Source organism: Pseudomonas sp. FW306-02-D09B (assembly GCF_058782685.1).
This window is the reverse complement of record NZ_JBYSXY010000032.1, coordinates 1-21,651: the sequence shown is the minus strand read 5'-3', so window position 1 is coordinate 21,651 and position 21,651 is coordinate 1. Positions and strand designations below refer to the sequence as shown.

The following is a 21,651-nucleotide window of genomic DNA, read 5'->3' as shown; positions in this document are numbered from 1 at the left end:
GGCTCTTTTACAAATGACTATCCCCTTTTTCATTTTAAGGGGAGTATGTGCGATTGTTTTCGGTGAGTACTGCCCAAGGAAAACCCTGGATTGGCCTGTTGGCCGACTTTCTGCGACGAGCGGTCACCATCGATGACAGCCTTTGTCCAAGGCGCTCGGAGCCCGAAAAATAGGGGTTTTGTTAATTCAATGCACACCGATTGTTGTTGCTCTCTAGTCTTTCTGGTATAAAGCAGCGCTCTTTTCTAGGGGCCCGGTTCCTTCACTGTAGGTGTAGCCGGTAAGACCCTTAAAGAAACGCGGCGCCTGGCGCCAAATGACTGAGAGATTAAGCGGCCAACCCATGCCGGGTTGGGCATGTGGTTTTAGAGGGCTGAGGCATGTCGAGAGTCTGTCAAGTTACCGGTAAGGGTCCGGTGACTGGGAATAACATTTCCCACGCAAACAACAAAACCCGTCGTCGTTTCCTGCCGAACCTGCAGCATCACCGCTTCTGGGTTGAAGAAGAGAAACGTTTCGTGCGTCTGCGCGTATCTGCCAAAGGCATGCGTATCATCGACAAGCGTGGCATTACTGTCGTGCTGGCCGAAATCCGCAAAGCTGGCAAGATCTAAGGGAGCTAATCATGCGTGAATTGATTCGTTTGATTTCGAGCGCTGGTACTGGTCACTTCTACACTACCGACAAGAACAAGCGCACTACTCCGGACAAAATCGAGATCAAGAAATTTGATCCGGTTGTTCGCAAGCACGTGATCTACAAAGAAGGCAAAATCAAGTAATTGATTTTTCCCTCTTGAGAAAAAGGCCCGTATCGCAAGATACGGGCCTTTTTTGTTGTGGTCAGAAAAGCCTCAGGCCTTCTGTTCAAACGCCACATAGATCTTGCGGCACGGTTCCAGCACTTCCCAGGTGCCGCGGAAACCGGCCGGAATGACAAAGCGATCGCCCGCCCGCAGGGTCTTGGCATTGCCGTCGTGGTCACGCAGCACCGAAACTCCTTGCACGATTTCGCAGTATTCGTGTTCGGTGAAGTTCACCGTCCATTGCCCGACTTCTCCTTCCCAGACGCCCGCGTTCAACTGACCGCACGGGCTGCTGTAGTGGTTGTAGACGGCTTGCTCGGGGTCGCCCTTGAGCACTTTTGCGGCGTCCGGGCGGTAGCGCTCGACGGGTGTGGTGGCCTGGCTGAAGTCGACAATGTCCTGGATGCTCATTCTTGTAATTCCCCGTGATTGCCTGAAAATCAAAGTCTATGTTTATTAAAATGAACATCGCAAGGCCGTTTGCCAGCCTTGTGTCAAATATATTGAAACATGAGGGGGCGCTGGTTTAGGGTGGCAGTTGCCTTGGGCCGAATTGAAAACTGGCCGGGCAGAATTCCTGTAGGTGCCTGCGTAGATCGCGTGGCGCTCGTATTCAATAAGAGGAGGACTCTCGTATGACTACCTTGACTCGTGCCGACTGGGAACAACGCGCCCGCGACCTGAAGATCGAAGGCCGTGCCTACATCAATGGCGAATACACCGCAGCGGTCTCCGGTGAGACGTTCGACTGCATCAGCCCCGTCAATGGCCGCCTGCTGGGCAAGATCGCCAGCTGTGATGCCGCCGACGCCCAGCGCGCCGTAGAAAACGCTCGCAGCACGTTCAACTCGGGCGTCTGGTCGCGTCTGGCACCAGCCAAGCGCAAAGCCACCATGATTCGTTTCGCCGGTCTGCTCAAGCAGCATGCCGAAGAGCTGGCGCTGCTTGAAACCCTGGACATGGGCAAGCCGATCAGTGATTCCCTGTACATCGACGTTCCGGGCGCGGCGCAAGCGCTGAGCTGGAGCGGTGAAGCCATCGACAAGATCTACGACGAAGTGGCCGCCACCCCGCACGACCAACTGGGTCTTGTGACCCGTGAACCAGTGGGTGTGGTGGGTGCCATCGTGCCGTGGAACTTCCCGCTGATGATGGCCTGCTGGAAACTCGGTCCGGCGCTGTCCACCGGTAACTCGGTGATCCTCAAGCCGTCCGAAAAGTCCCCGCTGACCGCCATCCGCATCGCGGCACTGGCCGTTGAAGCCGGTATCCCGAAAGGCGTGCTGAACGTGCTGCCAGGTTACGGTCACACCGTTGGCAAGGCGTTGGCCCTGCACATGGACGTCGACACGCTGGTGTTCACCGGCTCCACCAAGATCGCCAAGCAACTGATGATTTATTCCGGCGAATCGAACATGAAGCGCGTCTGGCTGGAAGCTGGCGGCAAGAGCCCGAACATCGTGTTTGCCGATGCGCCGGACCTGCAAGCTGCGGCTGAGTCCGCTGCCAGTGCCATCGCGTTCAACCAGGGCGAGGTCTGCACCGCCGGTTCGCGTCTGCTGGTCGAGCGTTCGATCAAGGATAAATTCCTGCCGCTGGTGATCGAGGCCCTGAAAACCTGGAAGCCGGGCAACCCGCTGGATCCGGCCACCAACGTTGGCGCGCTGGTCGACACGCAGCAGATGAACACCGTGCTGTCCTACATCGAATCCGGGCACTCCGACGGCGCCAAACTGGTGGCGGGCGGCAAGCGGATTCTTCAGGAAACCGGTGGCACCTACGTTGAACCGACGATTTTTGATGGCGTGAGCAATGCCATGAAGATCGCTCAGGAAGAGATCTTTGGCCCGGTGCTGTCGGTCATCACCTTCGACAGCGTCGAGGAAGCGATCCGGATCGCCAACGACACGCCATATGGCCTGGCCGCGGCAGTCTGGACCTCGGATATCTCCAAGGGCCACCTGACCGCCAAGGCCCTGCGGGCCGGTAGCGTGTGGGTCAATCAGTACGATGGTGGCGACATGACCGCACCGTTTGGTGGTTTCAAACAGTCGGGCAACGGTCGCGACAAGTCTCTGCACGCGTTCGACAAGTACACCGAGCTGAAGGCGACCTGGATCAAGTTGTAAACCTGTAGAGGGCTCGGATCACATTCGGGGCTCGATACAACGCAGGTCTAATGTGGGAGCGGGCTTGCTCGCGAAGGCGGTGTAACAGTCAACATTGATGTTGAATGTGCTGGCCTCTTCGCGAGCAAGCCCGCTCCCACGTTTGTTATGTGCCGTTTGTAAAAAATAATTATCCACAGGAGCGTGGAACATGCGTTGGGCGACTTATTTCGCCGTGCTGGCCTCTGTCCTGAGCGTCGGCCTGGCCCTGGGCGTCAGCATGCCGTTGGTGTCGTTGCGTCTGGAAAGCTGGGGTTATGGCTCGTTTGCAATCGGCGTCATGGCGGCGATGCCGGCGATTGGCGTGCTGCTGGGGGCCAAGGTCTCCAGTCATCTGGCGGCGCGTTTCGGCACGGCCAATCTGATGCGCCTGTGCCTGTGGGCCGGGGCGTTTTCCATCGGTTTGCTGGCGCTGTTGCCAAGTTATCCGGTCTGGCTGGTGCTGCGTTTGATGATCGGGGTGATCCTGACCCTCGTGTTCATCCTCGGCGAGAGCTGGATCAACCAGTTGGTGGTCGAACAATGGCGGGGGCGGCTGGTGGCGCTGTATGGCAGCAGTTATGCCCTGAGCCAACTGTCCGGCCCGTTGCTGTTGGGCGCGTTGGGCACCGACAACGATTTCGGGTTCTGGGTTGGTGTCGGCTTGCTGGTGACGTCGCCGCTGTTGCTGTTGGGACGCAGCGGCGCGCCGAGCAGCGAAGCCTGCAGCGTGACCTTCAGCGACTTGCTGAGCTTTTGTCGGGGCCTGCCGGCGATTGCCTGGGCGGTGTCGCTGTTTGCTGCGTTCGAGGCGATGATCCTGACCTTGCTGCCGGTGTATTGCCTGCGCCAGGGCTTCAGCGCTGAAATCGCCCTGGCGATGGTCAGCACCGTGGTGGTCGGCGATGCCTTGTTGCAACTGCCGATTGGCGCGCTGGCAGATCGACTGTCGCGGCGTACGTTGTTTGCCGGTTGTGCAGTCATCCTGATGCTCTCGAGCCTGGCGATTCCACTGTTGCTCGAGACCTTGCTGATCTGGCCGTTGTGGGTGCTGTTTGGCGCCAGTGCCGGCGGCTTGTTTACCTTGTCGCTGATTCTGATCGGCGAGCGCTACCGCGATGATGCGTTGGTGCGAGCCAACGCTCACATTGCGCAATTGTGGGGTATCGGTTGTCTGATCGGCCCATTGGCGGCCGGTGCGGGCAGTCAATGGATCAGTGGGCACGCTTTGCCGTTGCTGATGGCGGCAGGGGCGTTTGGGCTGGTGATCCTGTTGCTACGCCAAGGGGCGTTTGGCACTGCGCAACCAGCGTAATGTGTAGCAGCTGCCGAAGGCTGCGTTCGGCTGCGCAGCAGACGCAAACCCTGTAGTCACGGTTAAACTGCAAGACCGCGATATCCGCATTTACGACTGCTGCGCAGCCGAACGCAGCCTTCGGCAGCTGCTACGGACGGTGTGATGGCGCGGGGTCATGCAGTGCTTAGAGCATCCGCTCCAGCCCCACCGATTTGCTGAGCCAGGCATTGAAATGTCGCCACCAGCTCCCCGGTTCTCGGGTCAGGGTGTGTGGTTGGCCGTTGTCTTCAGTGGCCCACACCACCTGGCCATTCTCCAGTCGAGCCTCATAACTCAGGGTCGGAGACATGCCTCGCTGGGCCAGTTCACGAACCTGTTCGGTGAGTTCCGGGCTGTCCACCAGCACCCCGACTTCAGTGTTCCAGAGCACCGAGCGCGGATCGAAGTTGAATGAGCCGATGAACGCCTTTTGCCGGTCAAAGATCATCGCCTTGCTGTGCAGGCTGGAATCTGAGCTACGGGAGGCGGCGCCGTGGAACAGGTGCGGGCCACTGCCGCCGTGCTCGCCGGGTTGGCGGCGCAACTCGAACAATTTCACGCCATGTTCCAGCAACGCCTTGCGGTAAGGCGCGTAACCACCGTGTACGGCCGGTACGTCGGTGGCGTCCAGGGAGTTGGTCAGCAAGCTGACGGAAACCCCGGCATCCGCGCGTCCCGTCAGGTAGACCAGCCCCGTCTGGCCTGGGACGAAATAGGCCGAGATCATGATCAGCTCGTTACTGACACCTTGTAGTTCGGGCGCCAGTTGGGTGGTCAGCAGCAGTTGCGGATCCGGTTCGTCCTTGGCCAGCACCTTGCTGGGGGCGTCCCACAATGCCTGGTTCCAGGCCCAGACCAATTCACGCCGCCAGATATCCAGGCGTGGATGGGTCTGGTAAATCTTCAGTTGCTGGTACAGCGCATGGTTCTGTTGGCGGGTACCCTCCAGCGACTCTTTCAGTCGCAGTCGGGTGTTGGCCAGATCCTTTGCCGTGGGTTTGCTCGAGATAAACTCATCGATCGGTTTACTCAGGGCGCTGTTCCAGTACTGGTCGAAACTGTGCCCGAGCTGCTCGGCTACCGGGCCGATGCCGAGCATGTCGATGTCGGTGAAGTTCAGGTCGGGCTCGGCATCGAAGTACTCGTCGCCCAGATTACGGCCACCGACAATGGCTGCGCTGTTGTCCGCCAGCCACAGCTTGTTGTGCATGCGCCGATGCTGCAAAGACAGATTGAACAGCCGCCCCATGGTACGGGTCAGCCCGGTGCTGCGGCCCAGGTGCAGCGGGTTGAACAGGCGAATATGAATCTGCGGATGCGCAGCAAGGGTGGCGATGATCTGGTCCAGGCCATCGCTGGTGGTGTCGTCAAGCAGGATGCGTATGCGCACGCCGCGGTCGGCAGCCTTGAGCAGCTCCGCCGCCAGCAGCCGTGTGCTGACACCGTCGTGGACGATGTAGTACTGCAAGTCGAGGCTGCTTTGCGCATTGCGAATCAGCTCGGCACGCGCCATGAAGGCTTCACTGCTGTTGGGCAGCAGGCGGAAGCCGGAACGGCCCTGATACGCCGCAGCCTGTGCCTGGATCGAGCGCCCGAACGCAGAGTCCGCCGCCGGCAGCGCCTGGCTCGGCTCGTGATGTACGGTGAGAGAGGTGCAGCCGCTCAGTAGCGAGACGAGCGGCAGAAAAAACAGGGCTTGTCTGGAGCGCAAATCGGAGTTTCCGCGAATGGGCAGGATCCGGAGTATGGCACGGCATTTGGCAATGCTCCGTGAATGCTCAAGCGTCGGTTGATTGCGTCATTTGTCCTCGTGATGCTCGGCCAGTAGCTTGATCGCTGCCGCGCCGACCTTGCGCACTGCCTCTTCAACCTGCGGTGTCGGTTTGGCCGAGTAGTTCATGCGCAGGCAATTGCGGTACTTGCCCGAGGCGGAAAAAATGCTGCCGACGGCAATCTGTACGCCTTGGTCGATCAGCGCACGATTCAGTTTCAGCGTGTCGAAACCTTCCGGCAGTTCGATCCACAGCATGAAGCTGCCTTGCGGGCGGCTGGCACGGGTGCCGACGGGAAAGTAGCGGCTGACCCAGTCGAGCATCAAGTCGCGATTGCGCTGGTATTGCGTGCGCATCCGTCGCAAATGCGGTTCGAAGTGCCCGCCTTTGAGGAATTCGGCAATCGCAATTTGTGGCTGCGGGGCGGTGGAGCCGGTGCTGATGTATTTCATGTGCAACACCCGCTCCAGATACCGGCCCGGCGCGACCCAGCCGATGCGCAGCCCCGGAGCCAGGGTCTTGGAAAACGAGCTGCAGAGCAGGACGCGGCCGTCTTCGTCGAAGGATTTGATCGTGCGGGGACGCGGGTAGGTGTAGGCCAGTTCGCCATACACATCGTCTTCGATGATTGCCACGTCGAAGCGCTGTGCCAGGGTCAGCAGTGCCCGTTTGCGTGCCTCCGGCATGATGTAGCCCAGCGGGTTGTTGCAGTTGGGGGTCAACTGTATGGCTTTGATTGGCCACTGTTCCAGCGCCAGTTCCAGCGCCTCGAGACTGATCCCGGTAATCGGGTCGGTGGGAATCTCCAGGGCTTTCATGCCCAGCCCTTTGAGGGTCTGCATGGCGCCGTGAAAGCTCGGCGAGTCGACGGCCACGATGTCGCCCGGCTCGCAGATCGCGCGAATGCTGGTGGACAGCGCTTCGTGGCAGCCGGTGGTGATCACCAGGTCGTTGGCGCTCAGTTGGCAGCCGGAGTCGAGCATCAGGCGGGCAATCTGTTCGCGCAGTTCGAGGATTCCGTAGATGTTGTCGTAATACAGGCCGGGCATGTCCTGCCGTCGACTGATCCGCGCCAGCCCGCGCAGCAGAGGCTTCATGGTCGGCGTGGTGACGTCCGGCATGCCGCGACCGAGCTGCACGATGTCTTTGCGCGGGACGGCGCGAATCAGCTCCAGCACCTGATCCCACTGGGAAATGTCCACCGGGCGCTGGGCTGGACGGCCAACGACGGGCAACTCCGGCAACTCGCGCCCGGCCGGCACGAAGTAGCCGGATTTCGGCTTCGGCATTGCCAGCCCGCTGTCTTCCAGAACCCGATAGGCCTGCTGCACCGTGCTCAGGCTGACCCCGTGCTCGACGCTCAATGCCCGTACAGACGGCAGTCGATCGCCCGGACGGTAGAAGCCCTGTTCGATACGCGTGCCGAGCAATTCGGCGAGGTTGACGTAAAGAGTCATGGTGCAGCCTCGGTGAAGGGATTCAGGGGACCAGTACAGATGGGGCAGAAATACAGGATTCAGTCGCTAAAACGGCAAATCTGTATGGATGTAATACAGCTACTTTGAATCTGTAACGGTTTTACCACCCCGCGCATCATGGAATCTCTGGCGACCCAAGTAAACAGGAGCAATCAAAATGAACGGCTTGAGCGATGTGCGGCTGGCGTTACACAGTCAGGAACTGGAGGCTGGGCAGGATAAGGGCATGCGCGCGTCAACGATGCGCAACGCCCCGTCCGGTCTCGGTCGCTGGGGACTGTTCTGGCATCGTCTGCACACGCGCAAGGGTTTGCTTGAGCTTTCGCCCGAGCAGCTGCGCGATGTGGGGCTGAGTCGTGCAGAGGCGCGGGAGGAGGGGCTCAAACCGTTCTGGAGGCTTTGAAGACTGCGCTGCCCTTCAAATCGATTCGCGAGCAAGCCCGCTCCCACATTTGGTTTCTGTTGCTCACAAGATGAGTGTTCACAGATACCCCCCTGTGGGAGCGGGCTTGCTCGCGAAGGCGTCCTTACAGGCGCCATAAACGTGTCAGGCCAGTTCTTTAAGCCGGTGCCACAACATCCCCAACGCCAACAACGGCGAACGCAAATACTTCCCGCCCGGAAAAGTAATGTGCGGCACCTTGGCGAACAGATCGAACCCCCCACCTTGCTGACCGCTGATGGCTTCGGCCAGCAGCTTGCCGGCCAGGTGGGTAGCGTTCAGCCCATGACCGGAATAGGCCTGGGCGTAATACACATTCGGCTGGTCCTTGAGCCGGCCGATCTGCGGCAGGCGGTTGGCGCCAATGCCGATCATCCCGCCCCATTGATAGTCGATCTTCACCCCGGCCAGTTGCGGGAAGACGTCGAGCATCTTCGGTCGCATATAGGCGGCGATGTCCGACGGGTCGCGACCGGAATAGTGGCAGGCGCCGCCGAACAGCAAACGCCGATCCGCCGAGAGCCGGTAGTAGTCCAGCGCCACTCGCTGATCGCAGACCGCCATGTTCTGCGGCAGTAATGCGTGGGCCTGCGCTGCGCTCAAGGGTTCGGTGGCGATGATGTAACTGCCGGCGGGCAGCACTTTGCCGCTGAGCTCGGGGTTAAGGTTGTTGAGGTAGGCGTTGCAGCCCAGCACCAGGGTCTTGGCGCGGACCGTGCCTTGCGTGGTGTGGACCTTGACCTCGTTGCCATAGTCGATGCGGGTCACGGCCGATTGTTCGAACAGCTTCACACCCAGTTGCTGCGCCGCAGCAGCTTCGCCCAAGGCCAGGTTCAGCGGGTGCAGATGCCCGGAACCCATATCGATCAAGCCACCGACGTAGCGGTCGGAACCGACCACGCTGTGCATTTCATGGGCTTGCAGCAATCGGGTCTCATGGCGATAGCCGAGGCTGTGCAGTTCGGCCGCGTCTTCGGCGAAACCTTCAAGGTCGCGAGGTTTGTTGGCCAGGTCGCAGTAACCCCAGGTCAGGTCGCAGGCGATCTGAAAATGCTCGACCCGTTGCCGGACGAGCTCCACCGCTTCCAGCCCCATGAGTTTCATCTGGCGGACGCCGTCCGTGCCGATCACCTCGGCAAACTGATCGAGGCCATGACCCACGCCGCGAATCAGCTGCCCGCCGTTGCGCCCACTGGCGCCCCAGCCGATCTTGCGCGCTTCGAGCAGCACCACGTTGAGGCCGCGTTCGGCCAACTCGATAGCAGTGTTCAGCCCGGAAAACCCGCCGCCCACCACGCACACGTCCGCCAGCAGTTCGCCTTTGAGCGCCGGATAATCGGGCTGCGGTAGGCTGCTGGCGGCGTAGTAAGACGCTGTATGCCGGTTGTTCGGGGCAGGCTGCTGAACACGGGCGTTCATGTGTGTCATCCGGGTTTCGTGTGTGTAGTAAATTTTACGGAGCATAAGCCGGGCCTTTCGGGCTGGGCAACACTGGTCGGCTAATGCTGTCTGGCGCGAGGCTTTTAGGGCAAAATCCCACCCCGTTCACTTTCCCGGTACTCGCTTCGATGAGCTGCAACAGTCAGAAAATCCGCGCTCTTCGCCAGCAAATCCCCTCGTTTGAGTGCGTGCCCGGCTGCCATGACTGCTGTGGCCCGGTGACTACATCGCCAGAAGAAATGTCGCGTCTGCCGCGTAAGACCAGGGCCGAGCAGGACGCTGCGATGGATGAGCTGAACTGTGTGCACCTGGGCCCCGATGGCTGCACGGTGTATGACGAGCGGCCGTTGATCTGTCGGCTGTTCGGCACCACGGCAACCCTGCCGTGCCCCAACGGCCGCCGCCCGGTGGAGTTGATTCACCCTCGGGTCGAGAAGCAGATCCATGAATACATGGCCAGCACCCGGCAGGTGTTGGTTTAGAAGGTCGCGTTCATTTCAGATTGACCGAGTCGCGGCCTTCGCGAGCAAGCCCGCTCCCACATTGGATCGCTGCTGTACACAAATCTGTGTCCACTGAATATCTAATGTGGGAGCGGGCTTGCTCGCGAAAGCGTCCGTCCAGACGACCATTTCCTCAGATCTGACCTCAATCCGGAATCGGCAGGTTCAGGCTCTCTTTCACTTCTTCCATCACGATATAGCTCTTGGACTCACGCACGTGGGGCAATTTGAGCAGGATGTCGCCCAGCAGTTTGCGGTACGAGGCCATCTCGGAAATCCGCGCCTTCACCAGGTAATCGAAATCCCCTGACACCAGGTGGCATTCCAGTACGTGCGGCAGTTTCAGCACGGCGCGTCGGAACTCTTCAAAAGTATCGCCAGACTTGTAGTCGAGGCTGATCTCGACGAACACCAGCAGGCTGCCCTTGAGGTGCTGCGGGTTAAGCCGGGCGTTGTAGCCCATGATGATCCCTTCGCGTTCCAGGCGTCGCACCCGCTCAGTGCAGGGCGTGGTCGACAGCCCGACTTTCTCCCCAAGCTCGGTAAACGAAATCCGCCCGTCTGCCTGAAGGATGCGCAGGATGTTACGGTCGATCTTGTCCAGTTCGCGTTTGGTCTGAGTATTGGTCCGCATAGGGGATGCGCCTCCGTAAAAAGCTATTTCGCCGAGAATTGTCGCCAAATATAGGTGCTTATATAGTGAAAAGCACTGGCAAATGTTTTTTACACTGCGCACATCTGTGATTTGAACAACAAACGTCAGCGGTAAGCCGCGATGAGGGATACGAAAATGCGCGTTCTGGTCTTGGGTAGCGGCGTCATCGGTACCGCCAGTGCCTACTATCTGGCTCGGGCCGGGTTTGAAGTAACGGTTGTAGACCGTCAGCCGGCTGCTGCCATGGAAACCAGTTTCGCCAACGCCGGCCAGGTCTCGCCGGGTTATGCCTCGCCGTGGGCCGCGCCGGGTGTGCCGCTCAAAGCTATCAAATGGCTGCTGCAACGCCATGCACCGCTGGCGATCAAGGCCACCGCCGATATCGACCAATACCTGTGGATGGCGCAGATGCTGCGCAACTGCACCGCCAGCCGTTATGCGGTGAACAAGGAGCGCATGGTCCGTCTGTCCGAGTACAGCCGTGACTGCCTCGATGAACTGCGTGCTGAAACCGGCATCGCCTACGAAGGCCGCACCCTGGGGACCACGCAACTGTTCCGCACTCAGGCGCAGCTGGATGGCGCGGCAAAAGACATCGCGGTCCTGAAAGAGTCCGGCGTGCCCTTTGAACTGCTCGACCGCGCCGGCATTGCCCGCGTCGAACCAGCGCTGGCCAGCGTGACCGATATCCTCGCCGGTGCCTTGCGCCTGCCGAACGACCAGACCGGCGACTGCCAGATCTTCACCACGCGCCTGGCCGAAATGGCCGTGAAACTGGGCGTGGAATTCCGCTTTGACCAGGACATTCAGCGCCTCGACTACGCCGGTGACCGGATCAACGGGGTGTGGATCGACGGCAAGCTGGAAACCGCCGACCGCTACGTATTGGCGCTCGGCAGCTACTCGCCGAAGTTGCTCAAGCCGTTGGGCATCAAGGCCCCGGTGTACCCGCTCAAGGGTTACTCGTTGACCGTGCCGATCACTAATCCGGCGATGGCCCCGACATCGACTATTCTCGACGAGACCTACAAGGTTGCGATCACCCGCTTCGATACCCGCATTCGTGTCGGCGGCATGGCTGAGATAGCCGGTTTTGACTTGTCGTTGAACCCGCGTCGACGCGAAACGCTGGAGATGATCGTCAACGATCTTTATCCTCAGGGCGGCGACCTCGCCGAGGCGAGTTTCTGGACCGGCCTGCGTCCGACCACACCGGACGGCACGCCGATCGTTGGCGCCACCCCGTTCAAGAACCTGTTCCTGAACACCGGTCATGGCACACTCGGCTGGACCATGGCGTGTGGCTCCGGTCGCTTGCTGGCCGACCTGATGGCGAAGAAAACGCCGCAGATCAGTGCTGAAGGCCTCGATATTTCCCGTTATGGCAACACCCCAAAGGAGTCTGAAAAGCATGTCAATCCAGCGCCAGCTCACCAATGAGCGCATGAGCCAGATCGTTGTCCACAACGGTACCGTGTATCTGGCAGGGCAAGTCGGCGACGACATGAATGCCGGGATTGAACAGCAGACTCGTGAAACCCTCGCCAACATCGAGCGTTTGCTGGATCTGGCCGGGACCGACAAGACCAAGCTGCTGTCGGTGACGATTTACCTGAAAGACATCGATGCCCATTTCGAGGGCATGAACAGTGTCTGGGACACTTGGTTGCCAAAGAATGTCGCGCCCGCCCGTGCGACAGTCGAAGCCAAGCTGTGCGAACCGGAAATCCTGGTTGAGCTGTCGGTAGTGGCTGCTCTGCCTTAAGCAACGATCCCTCTCCCGGTGCTGTTGGCGGTTCACGCCGTCAGTCAGCACCGGTTTTTTCTTCCTCATGACCGCCTAGAAGTCTGCCGCCATGCGTCCTGCCCGTGCCCTGATCGATCTTCAAGCCCTGCGTCATAACTATCAACTGGCCCGTGAAGTCTCGGGCGCGCGCGCCCTCGCGGTGATCAAGGCCGATGCCTATGGCCATGGCGCGGTGCGTTGTGCCCAGGCGCTGGAGGCCGAGGCGGACGGTTTCGCCGTGGCCTGTATCGAAGAAGCCCTGGAACTTCGCGCCGCAGGTATTCGTGCGCCGGTCCTGCTGCTCGAAGGGTTTTTCGAAGCCGATGAGCTGTCGCTGATCGTTGAGCATGATTTCTGGTGCGTGGTGCATTCGCTGTGGCAGCTCGAAGCGCTCGAGAAAGCCGCGTTGAGCAAGCCGATCACGGTCTGGCTCAAGCTTGATTCGGGCATGCACCGGGTCGGCCTGCATCCGGCGGATTATCAGGCGGCATATCAGCGTTTGCTGGCCAGCGGCAAAGTCTCGAAGATCGTGCTGATGAGTCACTTTGCGCGTGCCGATGAGCTGCATAGCAGCAGCGCGGCGGAGCAGGTTGCGGTATTTGAAGCGGCGCGCCAGGGCTTGTCGGCGCAGGTCAGCTTGTGTAACTCGCCGGCGGTGCTGGGCTGGCCGCAAGTGCCGAGCGATTGGGTTCGCCCGGGCATCATGCTTTATGGCGCGACACCTTTCGAAGAAGCCAATCCGCTGGCGGCGCGCCTGCAGCCGGTGATGACCCTGGAATCGAAAGTCATCAGCGTGCGCGAACTGCCGGCCGGTGAGCCGGTGGGCTATGGGGCGAAGTTCATCACCCAGAAGCCGATGCGCATCGGCGTGGTTGCCATGGGCTATGCCGACGGTTATCCGCGTCAGGCGCCTACCGGCACGCCGGTGTTGGTGGCCGGACAGCGCAGCCAGCTGCTGGGACGGGTGTCGATGGACATGCTCTGCATCGATTTGACTGACGTACCGCAGGCAGGCCTCGGTTCGACGGTCGAATTGTGGGGTAAAAACATCCTCGCCAGCGACGTCGCCATGGCTGCCGGGACCATTCCCTACCAGATCTTCTGCAACCTGCGTCGCGTGCCACGGCTCTATTCCGGGAGCTGAGGCGGGCAGTCGAGACCGGAAGTCGTTTTGCCAAACAGGATTCAGACCCAAGTGTTGTAAATACTGAACGCTGTCGCCATGATAACGCTCACTATCCACACAATCTGAATCCTGGGAGGCTAATGCATTGGACGTCGGTGAACGACTGCAATCGATCCGTAAACTGAAAGGTCTATCCCAGCGAGAGCTCGCCAAGCGGGCAGGCGTTACCAATAGCACCATTTCAATGATCGAGAAAAACAGCGTCAGCCCTTCGATCAGTTCGCTGAGGAAGGTACTTGGCGGCATCCCCATGTCCATGGTCGAGTTCTTTTCCGAAGAAATTCTTCAGGAAAAACCGACGCAGATTGTCTACAAGGCCAATGAGCTGATCGATATCTCCGATGGCGCCGTGACCATGAAACTGGTCGGCAAGGCCCACCCGAGCCGTGCTATCGCGTTCCTCAACGAGATCTACCCGCCAGGCGCCGATACCGGTGAAGAGATGCTCACCCATGAGGGCGAGGAAACCGGGATTCTGCTCGAAGGTCGGCTGGAGTTGGTGGTCGGGCTCGAGACATTCGTGCTCGAGGCCGGTGACAGCTACTATTTCGAAAGCACCAAACCGCACCGTTTCCGAAATCCGTTCGATGCGCCAGCGCGACTAATTAGCGCAGCCACACCGGCGAATTTCTAAGAAAACAGGCGTCCGGCAAGGTTTTGCGAGTCGCCCCATGCTGTATTTCGCCACGACGTAATACCCCTAGGACTTTAGGGTTGTTTCAGTGTGGCGGGCTTACCGCTATACTTGCGCCCGCCTGCGAAACCGTGGCCGTGGGCGTGACTAGCCACCATTGAGGGTGTACGCGTGAATCTAATTATGAAAATGCTGGCCGCACCAGCAACCGTATTGGCCCTTTGGGCAGTTAGCGCTCAGGCGTCGACCACTGACGATATCGCCAAGCGCCTTGAGCCCGTCGGCCAGGTCTGTGTACAAGGCCAGGAGTGCAAGGGGATGGAAGTCGCCGCTTCGGTAGGCGGCGGTGCAGCGAAGACTCCCGATGAAATCATTGCCAAACATTGCAATGCTTGCCACGGCACGGGTCTGCTGGGCGCACCGAAAATCGGTGATGCTGCAGACTGGAAAAAACGCGCCGACAAAGAAGGCGGCACTGCTGCTGGCCTGGCGAAAGTAGCGCTGACAGGTCTCAATGCGATGCCGCCAAAAGGCACCTGCAGCGACTGCGAAGTGAAAGACCTTGAAGGCGCCATCCAGAAGATGTCCGGCCTGAAATAAGCCCCGTCTTCAGCGAAAAAGCCGCTTGCGAGCGGCTTTTTTGTACCTGGGATTTGACCTTGAGACTGGTCATCGCGATGAGGAAGCGGCAAGCTCGAACCGACCTCAATTCATGGACAGGTCGGGAGGGTCTGATGGTGCAGTCGGTATCAATCGAACAGGCAGTCGATGATGTGCTCGCACGTTTGCCAGCGCATATACACCTCGGCCTGCCGCTGGGGCTGGGAAAACCCAACCGCTTCGTCAACGCGCTCTATCAGCGCATCGCCCAGTTGCCCGAGCGGCATCTGACGATCTACACCGCGTTGAGCCTGGGTCGTCCGTCATTGGGCGACGGCTTGCAGCGGCGCTTTCTGGAACCCTTCATCGAGCGAGTGTTTGGCGATTATCCCGAGCTGGATTTTCTCGCCGACCTGCACCGTGACAGCCTCCCGGCGAACATTCACATCGAGCAGTTCTTCATGCAGCCCGGCAGCTTGCTGCACAGCGCGTCGGCGCAGCAGGACTACGTCAGCAGCAACTACAGCCACGCCGCCCGGGACATCAATGCCGCCGGGTTGAACCTGGTGGCGCAATTGGTGGCCCATGATCCGCAGCAGCCGGAGCGACTAAGCCTGAGCTGCAACCCGGACATCACCCTCGACCTGTTGCCGATGATCGCCAAACGTCGTGCTGCCGGGGAAACCATCCTGCTGCTCGGCCAGGTTCATCGGGATCTGCCGTACATGCCGGGAGACTCGGAAGTCGACCGTGAGGCGTTCGATTTGCTGATCGACGAGGAGGAGGGCAGCACGCTGTTTTCCACACCGAACATGCCGGTGGGCGTTCAGGATCATTTCATCGGCCTGCACGCCAGCACCTTGGTGCGGGACGGCGGTACCCTGCAAATCGGCATCGGTGCCATGGGTGATGCGCTGACCGCTGCGTTGCTCTCACGGCAGGCGGATAACGACGGCTACCGTGCGTTGTTGACGGACCTTGATGCGCATTACTGGGCGCAGCTGATTAGCCGTGAAGGTGGCGTGGAGCCTTTTGCCAAGGGGCTTTATGGTTGCAGCGAGATGTTCGTCAACGGTCTGCTGGCGTTGTCCGATGCCGGGATCGTGCGGCGCAAGGTTTATCCGAGCGTTGCCCTGCAACAGCACGCCAATGCCGGGACTCTGGATGAGTCGGCTCAAGTGGGCGGCATCTCGATACACGGTGGATTTTTCCTCGGGCCGCGCAGTTTCTATCAGCGGTTGCGGGAATTACCCCACAGCAAGCTCGCTGAATTCAACATGACCGCCATCAGTTACATCAACGAGCTGTACGGCCAGGAAGAGCTCAAGCGCTTGCAGCGCCTGGATGCGCGTTTCATCAACAGCGCGTTCACCATGACCTTGCTCGGCGCCGGTGTTGCTGATCAATTGGAAGGCGGTCAGGTGCTCAGCGGTGTCGGCGGACAATACAACTTCGTCGTCCAGGGCCATGCGCTGGAAGGCGCGCGCTCGATTCTGATCCTGCGCAGCTGGCGTGAGTCGGGCGGTGAAGTGAGCTCGAACATGGTCTGGGAATACGGCCACTGCACGATTCCACGGCACTTGCGCGACATTGTGATCACCGAATACGGCATCGCCGATTTACGCGGCAAGACCGACGCCAAGGTGATCGAAGCGTTGCTCAACATCAGCGATTCACGCTTCCAGCCAGGCTTGATCGAACAGGCGCAGAAGGCCGGCAAACTGCCGAAGGATTTTCGCCTCGATCCGCGTTTCACCGACAACAGCCCACAGCGCTTGCAGGCGATTGCTGCACGGCACCCGCGGTTGTTTCCGGAGTATCCGTTGGGCAGTGATTTCAGCAGCGAAGAGCGGGATTTGTTGCGGGCGCTGAACTGGCTCAAGAGCAAGTTCAAACTCACCGAGATTCTGGAGCTGGGCAAGGCCGCGCTGGATGCGCCGGAACCTTCGGAGTACCCGGTTCATCTGGAGCGGATGCAGCTGACGAAGCCTGAGGGCTTGAAGGCGGACTTGTATCAGCGGTTGCTGCTGGCAGGCCTGAAGGCTACCGCGTATTAACGGTTAACAAAGATCAAATGTGGGAAGGGCCGGGCGACGTTCGCTTGCTCGCGAAGGGGCCGTGTCAGTCAACATCGATGTCGACTGACACGGCCCCTTCGCGAGCAAGCCCGCTCCCACACTGGTTTTGTGGTGTGGCGGGTTATTCGATGAAGGTCACGACACCGCCAGCCAGGGACTTGACCCGGGCCAGGGATTCGACGCGGTAGCCTTGCGCGTCCAGCTCGGCGCGGCCGCCCTGGAACGATTTCTCGATCACGATACCCAGGCCTGCCACGGTGGCACCGGCCTGTTTGATGATCGAAATCAGCGCCTGCGACGCCTTACCGTTGGCCAGGAAGTCGTCGATGATCAGCACGCGGTCGCTGCTGGTCAGATGACGTGGAGAAATGGCCACGGTGCTTTCGGTCTGCTTGGTGAACGAGTAAACGCTCGCCGACAGCAGGTTTTCAGTCAGGGTCAGGGACTGGTGCTTGCGGGCGAAGATCACCGGCACGCCGAGGTTCAGACCGGTCATGATCGCCGGAGCAATGCCCGACGCTTCGATGGTGACGATCTTGGTGATCCCCGAATCCTTGAACAGCGTGGCGAATTCGTCGCCGATCAGCTTCATCAATTGCGGGTCGATCTGGTGGTTCAGAAAGGCGTCGACTTTCAGGACCTGGTCGGAAAGTACGATGCCTTCTTCGCGAATTTTCTTGTGCAGTGCTTCCACAACAGCTTCCTCTGTTGGCGCTACGGGCGCCGAAAGTAGATTAAAAAGTAGCCGATTCTAGCGTTTTAACATCGCGCGTATATCCGCCAATGCGCTATTGCCACGTACGGCTTTGACTTCGGTCGGGGTGTCGTCGTTGCCTTCCCACGCCAGATCGTCCGGCGGCAGTTCATCGAGGAAACGGCTCGGCGAGCAGTCGATGATTTCGCCGTACTGTTTGCGCTTGGCGGCAAAGGTGAACGCCAGGGTCTGACGTGCGCGGGTAATCCCGACGTAGGCCAAACGGCGTTCTTCTTCGATGGTGTCGGCTTCGATACTGGAGCGGTGCGGGAGGATTTCCTCTTCCATGCCCATGATGAACACGTAGGGGAATTCCAGGCCCTTGGAGGCGTGCAAGGTCATCATCTGCACGCCTTCGGCGCCGTCTTCCTCTTCCTGCTGGCGTTCGAGCATGTCGCGCAAGACCAGCTTGCCGATTGCGTCTTCGACGGTCATTTCGCCGTCTTCGTCTTTTTCCAGGGTGTTCTTCAGCGCCTCGATCAGGAACCAGACGTTACCCATGCGGTAGTCGGCGGCCTTGTCGCTGGAGCTGTTGGTGCGCAGCCAGTTCTCGTAGTCGATGTCCATGACCATGCTGCGCAGGGCGGAGATCGGGTCTTCGCCGGCGCACTGCTCACGCACGCGGTCCATGAAGCGCTTGAAGCGCGCCAGACGATCGGTGAAGCGGCTGTCCAGATGTTCGCCCAGGCCGATTTCATCGGTCGCGGCATACATCGAGATCTTGCGTTCGGTCGCGTAGTTACCGAGCTTCTCCAGCGTGGTCGAACCGATTTCCCGGCGTGGGACGTTGATCACCCGCAGGAAGGCGTTGTCGTCATCCGGGTTCACGATCAGGCGGAAGTAGGCCATCAGGTCTTTGACTTCCTGACGTCCGAAGAAGCTGTTGCCACCGGACAGTCGATAAGGGACCTGGTGGTGTTGCAGCTTCAGCTCGATCAGCTTGGCCTGGTAGTTACCGCGGTAGAGAATTGCGAAATCGCTGTACGGGCGGTCGGTGCGCAGGTGCAGGCTGAGGATTTCCACGGCCACGCGCTCGGCTTCGGCGTCTTCGTTGCGGCAGCGGATCACCCGGATCTCGTCGCCATGGCCCATCTCGCTCCACAGTTGTTTTTCAAACTCGTGGGGGTTGTTCGAGATCAGCACGTTGGCGCAGCGCAGGATGCGGCTGGTGGAGCGGTAGTTTTGCTCCAGCATCACCACTTTCAAGGACGGGTAGTCGTCCTTGAGCAGCATCAGGTTTTCCGGACGGGCACCGCGCCAGGCGTAGATCGACTGGTCATCGTCGCCCACCACGGTGAACTGGTTTCGGGTGCCGATCAGCAATTTCACCAGCAGGTACTGGCTGGCGTTGGTGTCCTGGTATTCGTCCACCAGCAGGTAGCGGACTTTGTTCTGCCACTTTTCGAGGATGTCGGCGTGTTCCTGGAACAGCTTTACCGGCAACAGGATCAGGTCGTCGAAATCCACTGCGTTGAACGCCTTGAGCGTGCGCTGATAGTGGGTGTAGACGATGGCGGCGGTCTGCTCCTTGGGGTTGCGGGCGTTTTCCAGGGCTTCGGGTGGCAGGATCAGGTCGTTCTTCCAGGCGCCGATCATGTTCTTGATCTCGTCGACGCCGTCGTCGCCCGAATATTCCTTTTGCATGATGTCGGTCATCAGGGCTTTGACGTCGGTCTCGTCGAAAATCGAGAAACCGGGTTTGTAGCCCAGCCGCACATGCTCCTTGCGGATGATGTTCAGCCCAAGGTTGTGGAACGTGCACACCGTCAGACCGCGTCCTTCACCACCCTTGAGCAACGTGCCGACCCGCTCCTTCATCTCGCGCGCGGCCTTGTTGGTAAAGGTCATGGCGACGATGTACTGGGCACGAATGCCACAGCTCTGGATCAGGTGGGCGATTTTGCGGGTGATGACACTGGTCTTGCCGGAGCCAGCACCGGCGAGCACCAAAAGAGGGCCGCCGACGTAGCTCACGGCTTCTTGCTGCCGGGGATTGAGTCGGGACATGACGGAAAAGGGAGTCGTTTGCGAAAAGGGCGGGCATTTTAACAGGATGCACAGATTCTGCTGCCTCTCTCCGACTTGTGACGTACCACGCTATCTAAATTTGCCGGTTTTGTTACTTTCCCGCAGGATGCGTGCTGAATTGGCGACTACTAATGTTCGATTCATCGCGGTACAACGGGCTGTTTGATAATCAATATCATTTGTCATTGTTTATCTGCGCGTCATAATGCCCGCCGCCAACATCTTTTGCAGAGTCTAGGGAGCTAGCTTGTCTACGCCTGTCGAACCCTTGCGTTTGCTGCTTCTGGCCGAAGAGCCAGCGTGGGCAGCGTTGTTACGCGAGTGTCTGGCTCCTATGGGGAGCTCGGCTGTGCTGATCAGTGCACCGACCTGGGAGTCGGTGAGCAGTCTATTTGCTGACAACCGCAGTGCTGTCCTGTTGACCATTCCCGCACTTCAACCGGAGCCAGGCCGTTGCAGCCTGCCGACGGTGCTGTTGCTCGAACATGAACCGTCCACCCCACCGGACGGTGTCAGCGACTGGCTGGTTCGCGATGCGCTGGATGTGGATACATTGCGCCGCAGCCTGCGCCATGTGCGTGAGCGCGGCGTGCTCGAAAACACCTTGCAGCGCCTCGCCGAGCAGGACCCGCTGACCGGGATTGCCAACCGCCAGGGGTTTCAGACCCTGCTGGCGGCGCGTCTGGCGGAAAACGACGGCCGTGGCCTGGCACTCGGGCACCTCGATCTCGACAACTTTCGACACGCCAACGACGCCCTCGGCCACCAGGCCGGCGACCGGCTGATCCTGCAAGTGGTCTCGCGGCTCAAGAGCCAGCTTGAGGCCGGCGATCAACTGGCGCGTCTGGGCAGCGACGAATTCGCCTTGCTCATCGACACCCGCCGCGCACCGCAACGCGCCGAGTGGATGGCCGAACGCATCACCGAAGTCATGGCCGAACCCTACTGGGTCGACGGCGAAAGCCTGTTGATCGGCTGCAGCCTGGGCATCGCCCACGCGCGCGCGCAGGCTGGCGCCGACCCGCTGATGTGGCACGCGCATATCGCCATGCAGCAGGCCAAAAGCACCCAAGGTTGCACCTTTCATATCTTCAATGAACGCATCAACCGCAACGCGCGCAGCCTCGCCGATCTTGAAAGCGAACTGCGCCGGGCCTTGCGCCGCGATGAGCTGGAACTGCATTACCAGCCGCGGCTGAACCTCGACGACGGGCAAATTGTCGGCCTCGAGGCTCTGGTGCGCTGGCGTCATGGCGAGCGCGGGTTGCTGCCGCCGAGCGAGTTCGTGCCGCTGGCCGAGCAGAGCGGTTTGATCGTGCCGTTGGGGTACTGGGTCATTTCCCGTGCCTTGCGCGACATGCAGGCGTTGCGCGAACGCGGTCTGCCGCCGTTGCACATGGCGGTCAACCTGTCGTTCCGGCAGTTCCAGGACAGTCAGTTGCTGTCGACGTTGAGCCGGTTGATTGCCGAGCGCGGTGTCGAAGCGCAGTGGCTGGAATTCGAGCTGACGGAAACTGCAGTGATGCGCCGCAGCGATCTGGTCAAACAGACCATGGACGCTTTGGGGCGTCTGGGCGTGCGTTTCTCCCTGGACGATTTCGGCACCGGTTTTTCGTCATTCGTGCACCTCAACAGCCTGCCGATTGCCTTGTTGAAGATCGACAAAAGCTTTGTCGGTGGCATGGAGACGCGTGAGGAAAATCGCAAGCTGGTCCACGCGATGATCAACCTCGCCCACAACCTCAACCTGGAAGTGGTCGCCGAGGGCGTTGAAACCCTTGAACAGCTTGAGCTGCTGCGTGATTTTGGTTGTGATCAGGTGCAGGGTTACCTGATCAGCAAGCCGTTGCCGCTGGCGGAGTTGGTTGAGTATCTGGACTTCGACAGCGACCAGCAGGCGCTGGAAGTGATGATTTAACCCTTTCTCCTGACACCACAAACCCATGTGGGAGCGGGCTTGCTCGCGAATGCGGTCTGACATTCAACAATGAGGTGACTGTCAGACCG

20 protein-coding genes are annotated in these 21,651 nt (G+C 59.8%); 13 read left to right on the top strand and 7 right to left on the bottom strand.

Going from position 1 to position 21,651, the window contains the following annotated elements:
• The first annotated feature begins 380 nt into the window (after positions 1-380).
• Entirely contained in the window at positions 381-614 is a 234-nt protein-coding gene (rpmB, locus tag AC3WK5_RS28570) for a 50S ribosomal protein L28 (protein ID WP_007894701.1), read from the top strand.
• 11 nt (positions 615-625) lie between these two features.
• Entirely contained in the window at positions 626-781 is a 156-nt protein-coding gene (rpmG, locus tag AC3WK5_RS28565; RefSeq protein ID WP_007894709.1) for a 50S ribosomal protein L33, read from the top strand.
• 72 nt (positions 782-853) lie between these two features.
• On the opposite strand, the gene AC3WK5_RS28560 is transcribed toward rpmG, so the two are convergent.
• Positions 854-1,216: a cupin domain-containing protein gene (locus AC3WK5_RS28560; protein ID WP_103314724.1), complete on the bottom strand. Its 363-nt coding sequence runs from the start codon at positions 1,214-1,216 to the stop codon at positions 854-856.
• 224 nt (positions 1,217-1,440) lie between these two features.
• On the opposite strand from AC3WK5_RS28560, the gene AC3WK5_RS28555 reads away from it, so the two are divergent.
• The gene (locus tag AC3WK5_RS28555; protein ID WP_103314723.1) at positions 1,441-2,934 is read left to right on the top strand and encodes an aldehyde dehydrogenase; all 1,494 of its coding nucleotides are present in this window, start codon (positions 1,441-1,443) and stop codon (positions 2,932-2,934) included.
• Positions 2,935-3,124: 190 nt separating this feature from the next.
• Positions 3,125-4,267, top strand: a complete 1,143-nt coding sequence (locus tag AC3WK5_RS28550) for an MFS transporter (RefSeq protein WP_103314722.1) — start codon at positions 3,125-3,127, stop codon at positions 4,265-4,267.
• Between the two features lie 166 nt (positions 4,268-4,433).
• Here the strand turns inward: AC3WK5_RS28550 and AC3WK5_RS28545 are convergent, their stop codons facing one another.
• Positions 4,434-5,999: a phospholipase D family protein gene (locus tag AC3WK5_RS28545; protein WP_103314721.1), complete on the bottom strand. Its 1,566-nt coding sequence runs from the start codon at positions 5,997-5,999 to the stop codon at positions 4,434-4,436.
• 87 nt (positions 6,000-6,086) lie between these two features.
• Positions 6,087-7,517, bottom strand: coding sequence for an aminotransferase-like domain-containing protein (locus AC3WK5_RS28540; protein WP_103314720.1), 1,431 nt, complete (start codon positions 7,515-7,517; stop codon positions 6,087-6,089).
• A gap of 178 nt (positions 7,518-7,695) precedes the next feature.
• Between AC3WK5_RS28540 and AC3WK5_RS28535 the strand changes: the two genes are divergently transcribed.
• Positions 7,696-7,941, top strand: a complete 246-nt coding sequence (locus tag AC3WK5_RS28535) for a DUF1127 domain-containing protein (protein WP_103314719.1) — start codon at positions 7,696-7,698, stop codon at positions 7,939-7,941.
• 144 nt (positions 7,942-8,085) lie between these two features.
• Here AC3WK5_RS28535 and AC3WK5_RS28530 read toward each other — a convergent pair whose 3' ends face one another.
• The gene (locus tag AC3WK5_RS28530) at positions 8,086-9,399 is read right to left on the bottom strand and encodes an NAD(P)/FAD-dependent oxidoreductase (RefSeq protein WP_103314718.1); all 1,314 of its coding nucleotides are present in this window, start codon (positions 9,397-9,399) and stop codon (positions 8,086-8,088) included.
• Positions 9,400-9,548: 149 nt separating this feature from the next.
• On the opposite strand from AC3WK5_RS28530, the gene AC3WK5_RS28525 reads away from it, so the two are divergent.
• The gene (locus tag AC3WK5_RS28525) at positions 9,549-9,902 is read left to right on the top strand and encodes a YkgJ family cysteine cluster protein (RefSeq protein ID WP_054594636.1); all 354 of its coding nucleotides are present in this window, start codon (positions 9,549-9,551) and stop codon (positions 9,900-9,902) included.
• A 166-nt stretch (positions 9,903-10,068) separates the two neighbouring features.
• Here AC3WK5_RS28525 and AC3WK5_RS28520 read toward each other — a convergent pair whose 3' ends face one another.
• Entirely contained in the window at positions 10,069-10,557 is a 489-nt protein-coding gene (locus AC3WK5_RS28520) for an Lrp/AsnC ligand binding domain-containing protein (protein WP_003206849.1), read from the bottom strand.
• Positions 10,558-10,713: 156 nt separating this feature from the next.
• Between AC3WK5_RS28520 and dadA the strand changes: the two genes are divergently transcribed.
• The 6 genes from dadA (at position 10,714) to AC3WK5_RS28490 (ending at position 16,841) form a co-directional block, all read left to right on the top strand.
• A complete protein-coding gene (gene dadA / locus AC3WK5_RS28515; RefSeq protein WP_103314717.1) occupies positions 10,714-12,018 on the top strand; it encodes a D-amino acid dehydrogenase in 1,305 nt (434 codons plus the stop codon).
• Positions 11,990-12,343 (top strand): RidA family protein, encoded by a 354-nt coding sequence (locus tag AC3WK5_RS28510; RefSeq protein WP_054594634.1) that lies wholly within the window; start codon positions 11,990-11,992, stop codon positions 12,341-12,343. The genes dadA and AC3WK5_RS28510 overlap by 29 nt, the downstream gene beginning before the upstream one ends.
• Positions 12,344-12,434: 91 nt before the next feature.
• A complete protein-coding gene (gene alr / locus AC3WK5_RS28505; protein ID WP_103314716.1) occupies positions 12,435-13,508 on the top strand; it encodes an alanine racemase in 1,074 nt (357 codons plus the stop codon).
• Positions 13,509-13,635: 127 nt separating this feature from the next.
• On the top strand, positions 13,636-14,184 hold the full coding sequence (locus AC3WK5_RS28500) for a cupin domain-containing protein (RefSeq protein WP_019694258.1): 549 nt from the start codon (positions 13,636-13,638) through the stop codon (positions 14,182-14,184).
• 183 nt (positions 14,185-14,367) lie between these two features.
• On the top strand, positions 14,368-14,784 hold the full coding sequence (locus AC3WK5_RS28495) for a c-type cytochrome (RefSeq protein ID WP_019694257.1): 417 nt from the start codon (positions 14,368-14,370) through the stop codon (positions 14,782-14,784).
• 134 nt (positions 14,785-14,918) lie between these two features.
• Positions 14,919-16,841 carry an acetyl-CoA hydrolase/transferase C-terminal domain-containing protein gene (locus tag AC3WK5_RS28490; protein ID WP_103314715.1) on the top strand — a complete coding sequence of 641 codons (1,923 nt, stop codon included), beginning with the start codon at positions 14,919-14,921 and terminating at the stop codon, positions 16,839-16,841.
• Between the two features lie 142 nt (positions 16,842-16,983).
• Here the strand turns inward: AC3WK5_RS28490 and AC3WK5_RS28485 are convergent, their stop codons facing one another.
• Both AC3WK5_RS28485 and rep read right to left on the bottom strand, forming a co-directional pair.
• Positions 16,984-17,556 (bottom strand): xanthine phosphoribosyltransferase, encoded by a 573-nt coding sequence (locus tag AC3WK5_RS28485; RefSeq protein WP_103314714.1) that lies wholly within the window; start codon positions 17,554-17,556, stop codon positions 16,984-16,986.
• Positions 17,557-17,613: 57 nt separating this feature from the next.
• Positions 17,614-19,623 (bottom strand): DNA helicase Rep, encoded by a 2,010-nt coding sequence (gene rep / locus AC3WK5_RS28480; RefSeq protein WP_054594630.1) that lies wholly within the window; start codon positions 19,621-19,623, stop codon positions 17,614-17,616.
• A 268-nt stretch (positions 19,624-19,891) separates the two neighbouring features.
• On the opposite strand from rep, the gene AC3WK5_RS28475 reads away from it, so the two are divergent.
• On the top strand, positions 19,892-21,562 hold the full coding sequence (locus AC3WK5_RS28475) for a putative bifunctional diguanylate cyclase/phosphodiesterase (RefSeq protein WP_103314712.1): 1,671 nt from the start codon (positions 19,892-19,894) through the stop codon (positions 21,560-21,562).
• The last annotated feature ends 89 nt before the right edge of the window (positions 21,563-21,651 follow it).